The sequence below is a fragment of the Pseudomonas laurylsulfativorans genome, from assembly GCF_002906155.1.
GTDB classification, from domain to species: Bacteria; Pseudomonadota; Gammaproteobacteria; order Pseudomonadales; family Pseudomonadaceae; genus Aquipseudomonas; species Aquipseudomonas laurylsulfativorans.
This window is the reverse complement of the sequence record NZ_MUJK01000015.1, coordinates 17,127-28,160: the sequence shown is the minus strand read 5'-3', so window position 1 is coordinate 28,160 and position 11,034 is coordinate 17,127. Positions and strand designations below refer to the sequence as shown.

General features: G+C 59.0%; 9 protein-coding genes. 3 read left to right on the top strand and 6 right to left on the bottom strand.

Annotated elements, in window-relative coordinates:
• Nucleotides 1-234 precede the first annotated feature (234 nt).
• Complete coding sequence (locus B0D71_RS28085; RefSeq protein WP_103397614.1) at nucleotides 235-1,743, top strand: sensor histidine kinase; 1,509 nt, start codon at nucleotides 235-237, stop codon at nucleotides 1,741-1,743.
• Between the two features lie 45 nt (nucleotides 1,744-1,788).
• Here B0D71_RS28085 and B0D71_RS28080 read toward each other — a convergent pair whose 3' ends face one another.
• From B0D71_RS28080 to B0D71_RS28055, 6 genes are all read right to left on the bottom strand, one after another.
• Nucleotides 1,789-2,499 (bottom strand): response regulator, encoded by a 711-nt coding sequence (locus B0D71_RS28080; RefSeq protein WP_103397671.1) that lies wholly within the window; start codon nucleotides 2,497-2,499, stop codon nucleotides 1,789-1,791.
• Between the two features lie 464 nt (nucleotides 2,500-2,963).
• Nucleotides 2,964-3,797, bottom strand: coding sequence for a class I SAM-dependent methyltransferase (locus B0D71_RS28075; RefSeq protein WP_103397613.1), 834 nt, complete (start codon nucleotides 3,795-3,797; stop codon nucleotides 2,964-2,966).
• Complete coding sequence (locus tag B0D71_RS28070) at nucleotides 3,791-4,948, bottom strand: acyltransferase family protein (protein WP_103397612.1); 1,158 nt, start codon at nucleotides 4,946-4,948, stop codon at nucleotides 3,791-3,793. Before B0D71_RS28070 ends, B0D71_RS28075 begins: the two co-directional genes overlap by 7 nt.
• The gene (locus B0D71_RS28065) at nucleotides 4,945-5,811 is read right to left on the bottom strand and encodes a class I SAM-dependent methyltransferase (RefSeq protein WP_103397611.1); all 867 of its coding nucleotides are present in this window, start codon (nucleotides 5,809-5,811) and stop codon (nucleotides 4,945-4,947) included. Before B0D71_RS28065 ends, B0D71_RS28070 begins: the two co-directional genes overlap by 4 nt.
• Nucleotides 5,808-7,112, bottom strand: coding sequence for a glycosyltransferase (locus tag B0D71_RS28060; RefSeq protein ID WP_103397610.1), 1,305 nt, complete (start codon nucleotides 7,110-7,112; stop codon nucleotides 5,808-5,810). Before B0D71_RS28060 ends, B0D71_RS28065 begins: the two co-directional genes overlap by 4 nt.
• Complete coding sequence (locus tag B0D71_RS28055; protein ID WP_103397609.1) at nucleotides 7,106-8,728, bottom strand: glycosyltransferase; 1,623 nt, start codon at nucleotides 8,726-8,728, stop codon at nucleotides 7,106-7,108. The genes B0D71_RS28060 and B0D71_RS28055 overlap by 7 nt, the downstream gene beginning before the upstream one ends.
• A gap of 421 nt (nucleotides 8,729-9,149) precedes the next feature.
• Here B0D71_RS28055 and B0D71_RS28050 point away from each other — a divergent pair, with 421 nt between their 5' ends.
• A complete protein-coding gene (locus B0D71_RS28050) occupies nucleotides 9,150-10,064 on the top strand; it encodes a GDP-mannose 4,6-dehydratase (RefSeq protein WP_103397670.1) in 915 nt (304 codons plus the stop codon).
• On the top strand, nucleotides 10,061-11,032 hold the full coding sequence (gene gmd, locus B0D71_RS28045) for a GDP-mannose 4,6-dehydratase (RefSeq protein WP_103397608.1): 972 nt from the start codon (nucleotides 10,061-10,063) through the stop codon (nucleotides 11,030-11,032). The genes B0D71_RS28050 and gmd overlap by 4 nt, the downstream gene beginning before the upstream one ends.
• Nucleotides 11,033-11,034: the final 2 nt, after the last annotated feature.

The window sequence follows — 11,034 nt, the reverse complement described above, 5'->3', positions numbered from 1 at the left end:
ATCGACTACGGATTGACTAGTATGTATTGGAGAGTGGTTCCACACGTCTGGTGGAGAAGTCAGGAAATCATTGAAACCCACACTATTGGTAGTAACCCCCGGCTGTTGTTGCCGGAAGTAGCGATTATCCAGACTGTTTGAGAATCTTTTTAAAATACTCATCACGCCTCCCGCCTTTAACCTCAAACGCCAGCTTTCCACTCCATTGAAAATGAGTATTGAGGGGCTACCCGGATGTGTACAGAGACGAAAGCCCAGTCAAATTCTGAGACCTTGGTCAATGATTCGGATCAGACCTTGGTCGAATCAGACACTGACCAAAAGTCCAGTAGCACAGTGCCAGGGAGACAGGGCACCCGTGAGAAATTGCGCCATTTAAGCCGCTCAACCCAGTTCGTCATCTGCGCCACAATCATTCTGGGTTTGACCATGACGTTCGTTGGAAACCTCGTAAGCCAGAGCATCGAAGATGCAACGGTGCAAACGGCGGCAGAGACCGGCGCCCGTTACATGCAGAACTTTCTCGAACCTTTCGTTCAGGGATTAACCACTGCAAAGGTTCTCCCCGATGAAACTATTCAGACCATTGATCATTTGCTGTCCAGCACCTCGCTCAGTACACATGTTGTCTCGGTGAAAATCTGGCTTCCAGACGGCACGATTGTCTACAGCACCGATAAATCCACGGTCCAGAAAACGTTCCCGACAGAGGAGATCTCGCAGGCCTTGGCGGGCAAGATCTATACAGAGTTGGACAATGATTTTGAAGGTTATACGGTGGATGATATTGAGGATGCCTTTGAGCGAAGCCTGAATATTCCGCTCTATGAAATTTTTGCTCCACTGCGCGAAGCGGGTACTGGAAAGGTCATTGCGGTTGGCGAGTTCTACGAAACCGCGGAAGCGTTACAGCACGAAATCAATAACGTTCGCAAGAAAGTATGGGCCATTGTTGGAGCAGCAACGACGGCCATGATTTTGCTGTTGTTTTTTATCGTTCGGCGTGGCGACAAGATAATAAAACAGCATGAAACAGCACTTAAATGGCGAATGAATGAGCAAGCCAGGTTGCACTCAAACAATGCCGCCCTTCAGCGCAAAGTCACTAAAGCCAATCGCGAATTTTCCAGAATCAATGAACTCACCCTGCGTCGGATCGGGGCCGATCTTCATGATGGTCCTGCCCAGTTGTTGTCACTTATTCTCCTTCGCCTTGAAGAGCTCGAAGATACGAAAGGCGTCGCCGATGTAGAAGCCCTCGAAATGATCAAGCGTGCCGGTGAGGATGCTTTAAACGAAGTGCGGGAAATATCACTCGGCCTGGCACTTCCGGAAGTCAATGATCTGACCCTGCACGATGCGCTGGTGTTGCTTGCCGAGCGGCACGAAGAGCGAACCGAGACACGCGTTGATCTGGAGCTTGATCCCCTTCCGGACGACGTACCGATCGCGCTTAAAATTGGTATTTACCGCTTCGCCCAGGAAGCTTTGAACAATGCCTATATTCACGCCGGAGGAAAAGGCCAAAAACTCAGCGCCTCGCATATCGAAGGTCTACTGGAAGTGCAAGTCGAGGATGCGGGAGTGGGTATTTCAAGCGCGAGACCGAGTGTGCCAGGTCGAGGTAAAACTCGTCTGGGCCTTGTCGGCATGCGCTATCGCGTCGAATCCCTCGGCGGCGTATTCGTCATTGAATCGGCACCCCAGGCCGGAACCAAAGCCAGGGCGCAGTTCAAGATCTGACGCCCTGGGCCAGAATGGTCGTTGTGTTCAAGTCATCGCAAGCACTTATGACTCGTGACTTAGCTTACCGTTGTCATTCAAGTCGCGGCGTTGAAGAGCACCACACAGGCTGGATATATGGTCACCCTCCCAATGCCGTAGCACTGCGGCGACTGCCTGCGTCCGGTTACGAACGTGTAGCTTGTACATGACATTCGTCATGTAGTGCTTGATGGTCTTCTCGCAGAGCTCAAGCTTGATAGCCACCTCGCGGTTAGTCAGGCCCTTCGATACCTCCCGGATAACCTGTTCTTCGCGATGGGTCAGCTCGAACTTTTGCTTGTCCCCCGAGTGCTTTCTGATATTGCTTAACAGCTTGCTGGCAAGTTTGGTTGTAATGAAGGTTTCACCCGCGGCAACATTTCTGATGGCTTGTACAAGCTCAAGACCGCTTATGCCTTTCAACGCATACCCCTGCGCGCCCGCTTCGAGGGCGGAATAGGCGTCCTCGATGGACTCAGACACCGTCAGCATCAAAATTTTAACGGCCGGCGAAGAAGCCGAGATCGCTCGCACGGCAGCAAAGCTATCGCCCGGCATATTGACATCCATCAGCAAAACATTCGGAGCAAAACGAGCGGCAATTTCCAGGGCATCATCGGCAGACCCGCCCTGCTCGACCACCTCAAAGTCAGCTATTTTCTTCAGTGCCATTGTGACCCCATCCCTTAACAGCGGGTGATCATCAACAATGCCAATCTTGATCATGGAACTCATAAGAAGCTCCTCATGAGAGGCGATATAGCTGAATGGTGGCGTCGCGCGCGTTTCATTTTCCACCCCTCGCGTCATGCCGCCGAATCCGGCAAGCCCCGTCGTCTCCATGATGTCCGGGACGACAGTTATTGCGGGCCCCAGAGAGGGTGCAACAAATGAGCCATTACCCCAGGGCGAAGAAAAAGCTCAGATTAATGAAGAGGATGTTTCTTAATGTTTCTGACAGGAGAAAGGATGAACGGGGGATTTTCCTCAAACCTGGTGGTAACCGCCCGGTGGAGTGGGTGTAATGCCCCATTTATGGAGACAGTAGCGGCCCTGTTTCACCGGTCGCTTTTGCCAGGGTCTGCTTGCCCTCGCAGCCTGGCGGATTTTGCTGGCCACGCCTGATGCGATGCTACGGGACGGCATCCATGGCGGTGCCGGACGGCCTGTTGCAGACCGTCACGCCCACAATTGGCTAATCAGGGTTTACGCGCAATGATCACCTGGCTCTTGGCTACCACTGCATCCAGCGCCTGCTTGATCTGTGCGCCCCGTGGCGAGGCCAGGATCGCCTGCCAGGTATCCGCCCAGTGGTTGAGCAACGGATGGTCCGGGTTGCTGAAGTCGACCTTGGCTTCCCAGAACAGCAGCATCCACATCGACCAGTAGAACCCGTACTGGCTGTGGCTGATCACTTCCAGGCCGGCATCGCTGACCATGGCCTTGAACTGCTCTTCGCTGATGATGCGAATGTGGTTGGGCTTCTGGAAGTACTCGGCCGCCGCGATGTCTTTCTGCAGGTCTTCGGAGCTGGGGTGCGGGACACTCAGCAGGTACAGCGCTCCCGGTTTGCCGACGCGCACCAGTTCGGCGAGGAACTGCGCCGGATCGTCCACGTGCTCGATGACCTCGGTCGACACCACCCGCGTGGCGGTCGCGTCGGCAATCGGCAGCGGGTTGCAGTCGGTGACATGGCATTCGACGTCGCGGGCCGGTGTCTCGCTCAGGCGCTGGCGGGTCGCTTCGACCTTGGCCGCGTCGATATCGGCGACGATGATCTTCGCCCCGCGCATCCCGCAGAAATGCACGTTGCCGCCGTCGCCGCAGCCAACATCCAGCAGCGTGTCCTCGGGGGTTACCGGAAAGCCCGTGAACAGTTCGCCGGTCTGCTGATTGAACCAGCCGCTGAGCATCGCGTCGTGCAGGCCGAGCATGTAGGGGTCGACTTTCTCCGCCACGGGTGCCGCGGGAGGTGTCTCTGGCTGCGCAGGCGCGGGGCTGCCCGCCGTGAGTTTCTTCAAAAGGCTCAGCATGAGGTGGCTCCAGAGGATGGGACGGCTGTTCGGGAGGTGCCCAGGCGTTTGACCAGCGAGGCGCCGCGGTTGCGCATGGGCATTTCGATGTAGCGATAGTTGAGTTCGCTCAGCAGCACGATCAGGCCACCAACCATCAGCAACATCAGAATCGGATGGCCAGCCGGACTGGGCAGCCCGGCAGCTTGTAAACGGAAAATGAATTCACGAACCAGCAAGTAGGCCGGGATATGGATCAAGTAAATCCCGTAGGAACGGCTGCCGACCCACGTCATCAGGTTCTTGAACAGGCCTCGCGGCAACAGGTAATCGCGGTTGTAGGATGCGATCCACACCAGCACCGCGCACAGCACCGCAATCACGCCAATCCGGTAAAAAGTGAAGGTGAAACGATCCGTCGCCATGAAACTGAGCAGCAGCGACACCGCGATCAGTGCGGTAACGCCCGCCCACGGACGACGCAAGCATGTTGGTTCCCAGCGCAGGTACGAAGGTTGCGTACTCCACATCGCCAACAGCACGCCGAGGGCCAGCGCGTCGGTGCGCACCACCATCAGGATCGGCGTGCGCAAGGTGAACAATTGCAGCGCCACCAACGCCAGCAACGCCCACACCAGGTGTTTGCGAAACAGCACGATCATCAGCGGAAACAGCAGGTAGAACTGCTCTTCCAGCGACAGGCTCCAGTACACGAAACTGGTGCCGTATTCGTAGCGATAAAAACTGTCGGCAAAGCGGAAATTGGCGTACTGCGCAACGCCGGCCAGGGTCGCCTGAATGTTTGCGTGCAGCGTGCCGAACGCGCCGGAGCGATTGAGAAAAAGGCACGCCAGCAACATCAGCGCCAACCACAACCAGGCCGACGGCAGCAAACGAAAGGCCCGGCGCAACCAGAAGTTGCGCGTCTGTTGCCAGTATTCCCGGCGCGTTGTGCAGCGGCGCATGGCCGGGATCAGGCTGCGGGCGATGACGAAGCCCGAGATCGCGAAAAACAGATCCACGCCCCACCATGGCTGGCCGTACAGCGTGATGGTCTGCAGCAACGGCACAGCCGCCGCGAACAGGCTGTCCTGCAGGTGATGAAACAGCACGCCAAGCACCGCAATGCCGCGCAACAGCTCGATGTCCATGATCCGTTTTTCGTTGCTCATGTGCCCTCCTGGACATGAGGTTTGCGGGCAATGATCACCTGGCTCTTGGGCATGAACCGGTCGAGCATTTGCTTGATCGCCAAGCCGTCGGGCTGGGCCAGCAAGTCCTGCCAGGTTTTCGCCCAGCTCTCCATCAGCGGGGGGTACGGCGCCTGAATCCGGTCGCGAACCGCCCCCCCCAATTCACGCCCGGCGGCCCGCTCGCTGGCCCAGAAAAAAATCATGCCCATGACCCAGAAAAAACCGCTGGCCTGGCGGTGCTCGATGACCAGGCCCGCGTCTTCCACCAGTGCGGCGAATCGCTCGGCGCTGAAAATCTGTACGTGATTGGGCGATTGAAAATAGCTGGCCGGGGCGATGCCCTTCTGTAAATGCTCGCCCACCGGGGACGGTACGCTCAGCAGGTACAGCGCGCCGGGGCGGCCCATGCGCACCAGTTCCGCCATGAAAGGCTCTGGCTGATCGATGTGTTCGAGCACTTCCATGCACACGACTTTGCTGGCGCAGCCATCGGCCAAGGGCAGCGGCAAACTGTTGCTGACCAGCCCCAGGTTCGGTTTGTCCGATTGCGCTGCCACTTGCCGGGCAAGATCGCGAACCTTGTCATGTTCACTGTCGGTAAAGATCACCGAAGCGCCCTGGCGAACCGCGAACAGCGTCGCCACGCCTTCGCCGCAACCGACATCCAGCAGGGTGTCGTCGGCGGTGATGGCAAACCCCTTGAGCAATTCGCCGCTGTCGCCGAGAAACCAGCCGTCGAGCAGGGCATCGTACAAACCGATGTCCCTGGGCGAGACTCGCGTTTCGGGCGTGGTGACCACCACCGGTGCGGGCCGAAACTTCGCAAACAGGCGCCGAATCATGTGCCCGACGCTTGTGCTGAGCTTGCTTCACGCCGTTCCAGCAACTGCTCGAACACCGCCTTCAGGCGCTGCTCGGCAACGGCCTGGCTGCAGAATCCCTGCAGGCTGCGCACGGCATGGGCCGACATCCGTTGATAGCGCTCGACGTCCTGTCTGGCGACGTCATGGCTGGCGGAAAAGGCCGTACACAGCGAGTCCCAATCCGTGATGTAGCGCAGGGTGCGATACGCTGCGCGAGGATCGTGGGGCCAGGATGTCAGTTCGTCGGTGCCTTCGACGATAAACGCGTTGTCACGGTCGATGTAGTCGGCCATGGCGGTATTCAGCGGCGCAATGGCCGGTTTGCCGCAGGACATGAACTCCATCAACGGCAAGCATTGCCCCTCGCCGTAGGAGCAGTTGACGACGTAGCTGGTGGCCTCGACCAGGCGCTCGTAGTCGAGGTCGGAAAGATAGCCGTGGATCAGCACGATGCGACACTGATAGGACTGATTCTTGTAGACGTGATGCATCATGTCGTTCAGTGCGTTGGCGATGTCATGGTGCGTGAGCTTGAGTACCAGGGTCGCGTCGGGCGTGTCGCGAAAGGCAGTGCAGAACGCACTGATCATGTCCTTCCAGTTCTTGCGCCCGTCGTAGGGATTGAACACCGAGGTGTAGACCACGCCCTCGAGCAACAGCTCACAGTCGCGCGGCGGTTGGTCGAAGGCGATCGGCGTGCCCTCGCGCAAACGCTCGGGGCCATAGGGGCGCAAGTCCGCCGTGCGACTGTCGATCAACAGCCCGCGCAGGTTCAGGCGCGTGGGGCCCACGACCGGCCGCTTTTCCAGCAACTCGCCACGGGCGGCAAAACGGTCCCAGACGGGCGCCGGGATCGCGCTGATCGGATAATCGAGGCCCATCACATCGCGCACGGCATCCACGGTAAAACTGGAGTGGGTGATCGCTGTCCCGCTGGCACCCAACACCATCCGCCAGTCATGCCGCGGTTCGCCCTGCCAACTCTCGGTGGGAATGGTGCTGAACTCCCAGGCGAACACCGGAATCGTCGGGCAGGCGTAATGGACCGGCGTGCGATGCGGCGGGGAGAAGGACAGGAACACGCAGTCTTCGCCCCGGCTTTGGCAATCGAAATACAGCCGATCAACCAGTTCGTCCGGATTGCTGACCTCGATCACCCGTCCCAGCCGTTCGAGCACCGGGCGGAATTCCTTGAGGACGAAGTAATAGCTGTACTCGGGGCGCCCCAGGTTCTGCTGGATGTTGCTCTTGTTGGTTTCCGAATGAATGATGATCAGCACGATGCAGCCCCCGTTTCGGCAACCACCGGCACGACGTCACGGACGGATTCCTGTTTGAAGAACAGCGCCAGCCGCTGCTGCACCGGCGCAAAGCTGCAGTATTCGTGCATGCGCTCGCTGGCCTCGTCCGCCATGGTCTGCCAGGCGTCCGGCTGGTTTTTTGCCATGGCGTAGCTGTTCTCATAAGCCATTTTCAACGAGCCCCAATCCGGACGGTGGCGCAAGGTGCGATACAGGATGCGCGCGTCTTCCGGCCAAATCGTCGGCTCCTGGCTGGACTTGACGACGAAGGCCACGCGCTCGTCGATGTAGTCGCGCATCGCCGTGTGGTTCGGGGCGATGACAGGCCGGGCGCAGGACATGAACTCCATCAGCGGCAGGCACAGGCCTTCGCAGCGTGAAGCGTTGACGTAGTAACTCGCCGCGCCATAGAGACGGGCGAACTGCTCGTCCTGCAGATAACCGTGCATGACCACCACGCGACAGGCGAAGGGCGAAAGCTGGGACAGCAAGGTCATGAGTTCGACGTAATAGGTCGACAGGTCGTTCTGGGTCATCTTCAACACCAGCGTGGCGTCTTCCACATCCCGCAGCGCCCAGCAGAACGCCGTGATCAGGTGGTGCCAGTTCTTGCGGCCATCATCGGGGTTGAACACGCTCACGTAGACGACGCCATCGACCAGGATTTCGACCGTTTGGCTGGTGTCGGGGAAAGCCGCTTGTGGATGTTCTTCCTGCACAGGGGCAGGCTCATCCGGCTCTGGCGTTTCATTGACTACAGGCTCAACCGGCAAGGGTTGAGGCGTGCGGAACCTGGCCAGCCATGGGCGAACGGCATCCGGTACCAGATCGCGAACGGCTTCGCGGTACCACATCAGCAGGTTGTGTTTAAGCAGGAACAGCGTCGAACGCCCGGCTTCGCGCAGGTAATGTTTGCTGATGAAGAGACGTCGCCGCAGGGTCAACGGCGGCGCAGGTGGCGGCTCAGGCTCCGGTTGCGGTTCCGGCTCTGGCTCAACGATTTCCACTGGTGGTTGCTCGATGATCGGTGCGATCAGGCCATCGGCGGACAACCCCATCGCGCGGCTGTCCAGGATGCAACCCTTGATCTGCAGCGTGGCACCCGCGTTCACCGGCGTACCGGGATACTGCTGGCGAATGTCGGCGAAGCGTTCCCACAAAGGCGTCGGTAGCACCAGCACCGGGAAGTCGTCGCCCAGGGTTCGGCGGATCGCCTCGGCAGTATGGGTGGACAAGGTGATCACCCGCCCCAGGCGTGCCAGTGTCCGGCTCCAGTCCTGTCGCGGATCGTTGTCCCAGTGCTCGGCGGGAATGGTGTCGAACTCCCAGGCGACCACGCACACCATCGGGCATTGCAGGTCGGTGGGGGTCTTGTGCGGTGGCGCGAACGAAATGAACAGGCAGTCCTGACCGGCCTGCTGCAACTGCCGGTACAGCGAGTCGACCTCGGCGGCCGATGACACGACGTGCACCTGCCCGAGGCTTTCGAACAACGGCCGATACGCCTTGAGCACGAAGTAGTAACTGTACTCGGGACGGCCGAGACTCTGGCTTATGGAGCTGTCGTTGACGTCGGAGTAAAGAATAAAATTCATGGCATCCCACGGTGACGCCGCCATCCCGGCAGCCTCACGCTATGACGGGGAGGACACGGTTCGAGTCAGTGGTTACTGGCGCTCGTCCATCGTCTTCCAGCCCGTCTTCGTTCTTGTTTTAGTGGTCAGTTTCTCGCAGTTTCGAAGCGACGCTGCCGAACCCCGGTAATCGTGACGAGGGGCATTCTAACCACATCCGTTGAGGATTCGTGAACCGCCCGACGAGAATAAATCAGGCTACGCTGACGAGAACTGACCAGTCACGGTTGGACCTGTTGAAATTGCCGAGCAAATGGCACAGATTGGCTACCAAATAACTACAACAAACATTTCACCTGCCTTTCGGACCATGCTTTTGGTTCGTGAATTTTTCCGTAAAGCCTGTGGGAATTGGGTGAAGTGCATGACCGGGGGGTCGCTGTTGAAAAAACGTCTGTTTGTCACGGGTCTGACTGGATTCGTAGGACAACACATCCAATCGCGTTTGCAGGCTGACGCCTCGGAATGGGAGCTGCTGCCTGTTCCCGGCCGCTACGATCTTGCCGCGCCGGACAGCCTCGAAGACTTGTGGCCGGTCATGCCCGATGCGGTGATTCACCTGGCCGGCCAGACGTTCGTCCCGCAAGCCTTTCGTGATCCGGCGGGCACCCTGAACATCAATCTGCTGGGCACCCTGAACCTGTTGCAAGCCCTCAAGGCGCGCGGCTTCACCGGCACGTTTCTGTACGTCAGCTCCGGTGATGTGTATGGCCAGGTCACTGAAGAGCATCTGCCCATCACCGAATTGCAGCCACCCTGCCCGCGCAATCCCTATGCCGTGAGCAAACTGTCGGCAGAGTTCCTGAGTTTGCAATGGGGCCTGAGCGAAGGCTGGCCCGTACTGGTCGCCCGCCCGTTCAACCACATCGGTAGCGGGCAGAAAGACAGCTTCGTCATCGCCAGCGCCGCCCGTCAGATCTGCCGGATCAAGCAAGGCCTGCAAGGGCCCCAACTGGAAGTCGGGGACATCGACGTCACGCGCGATTTCCTTGATGTCGGGGACGTGGTCTCGGCCTATCTGGCATTGCTGGAGAAAGGCACGCCGGGGCAGGTCTACAACATTTGCTCGGGGCGCGAGCAGAGCATTCGCAGTCTGATCGAACAGCTGGCAGATATTGCCCAGGTCGACCTGCAACTGGTCCAGGACCCTGCGCGACTTCGCCGCGCAGATCAGCGCCGGGTGTGTGGCAGCCCAGCCAGGCTGGCCCAAACCACCGGATGGAAGTCTGAAATCACAACACAACAATCCCTGCGGGCGATCCTGTCCGACTGGGAGAAGCGAGTACGACAAGAATGACTAAAAGTGCATTGATTACAGGTATCACCGGCCAGGATGGCGCGTATCTGGCCAAACTGCTTCTCGACAAAGGTTACAAGGTCCACGGCCTGGTCGCGCGTCGCAGCAGCGACTCGCGCTGGCGCCTGCGCGAGATGGGGGTCGAGGCGGACATCGTCTACCTGGACGGCGACATGGCCGATGCCTGTTCAGTGCAGCGCGCGGTGATCAAGTCGGCACCGGATGAGGTCTACAACCTGGCCGCGCAAAGCTTTGTCGCGGCCTCTTGGGACCAACCGGTGACCACCGGCATCGTCGACGGCCTGGGCGTTACCCACCTGCTCGAAGCGATCCGCCAGTTCAGCCCGCACACGCGTTTCTACCAGGCATCCACCAGCGAAATGTTCGGCCTGATCCAGGCCGAACAGCAGGACGAGAACACGCCGTTCTATCCGCGCAGCCCTTATGGCGTGGCCAAGCTGTATGGCCACTGGATCACCGTGAACTACCGCGAAAGTTTCAACCTGCACGCCAGCAGCGGCATTCTGTTCAACCATGAATCGCCACTGCGCGGCATCGAGTTCGTGACGCGCAAAGTCACTGACGCCGCCGCCCGCATCAAGCAGGGCAAGCAGCAGGAACTGCGCCTGGGCAACATCGACGCCAAGCGCGACTGGGGTTTTGCCGGGGACTACGTCGAAGCCATGTGGCTGATGCTGCAACAGGACAAACCCGACGACTTCGTGGTCGCCACCGGCGTGACCACCACTGTGCGCGAGATGTGCCGGATTGCCTTCGATCATGTGGGCCTGAACTACCGCGACTTCGTGAAGATCGACCCGGCGTTCTTCCGCCCGGCCGAAGTTGAAGTACTGCTCGGCAACCCGGCCAAGGCCCAGCGTGTGCTGGGCTGGAAACCCAAGACCGATCTGGATGCCTTGGTCCGCATGATGATGGATGCGGACATGAAACGCGTTGCCAAGGAGTAGGC

Excerpts from the sequence above, each read along its gene's own strand:
- B0D71_RS28085 (WP_103397614.1), top strand. The coding sequence starts at position 235 with ATGTGTACAGAGACGAAAGCCCAGTCAAATTCTGAGACCTTGGTCAAT.
- B0D71_RS28080 (WP_103397671.1), bottom strand. The coding sequence starts at position 2,499 with ATGAGTTCCATGATCAAGATTGGCATTGTTGATGATCACCCGCTGTTA.
- B0D71_RS28075 (WP_103397613.1), bottom strand. The coding sequence starts at position 3,797 with ATGCTGAGCCTTTTGAAGAAACTCACGGCGGGCAGCCCCGCGCCTGCG.
- B0D71_RS28070 (WP_103397612.1), bottom strand. The coding sequence starts at position 4,948 with ATGAGCAACGAAAAACGGATCATGGACATCGAGCTGTTGCGCGGCATT.
- B0D71_RS28065 (WP_103397611.1), bottom strand. The coding sequence starts at position 5,811 with ATGATTCGGCGCCTGTTTGCGAAGTTTCGGCCCGCACCGGTGGTGGTC.
- B0D71_RS28055 (WP_103397609.1), bottom strand. The coding sequence starts at position 8,728 with ATGAATTTTATTCTTTACTCCGACGTCAACGACAGCTCCATAAGCCAG.
- gmd (WP_103397608.1), top strand. The coding sequence starts at position 10,061 with ATGACTAAAAGTGCATTGATTACAGGTATCACCGGCCAGGATGGCGCG.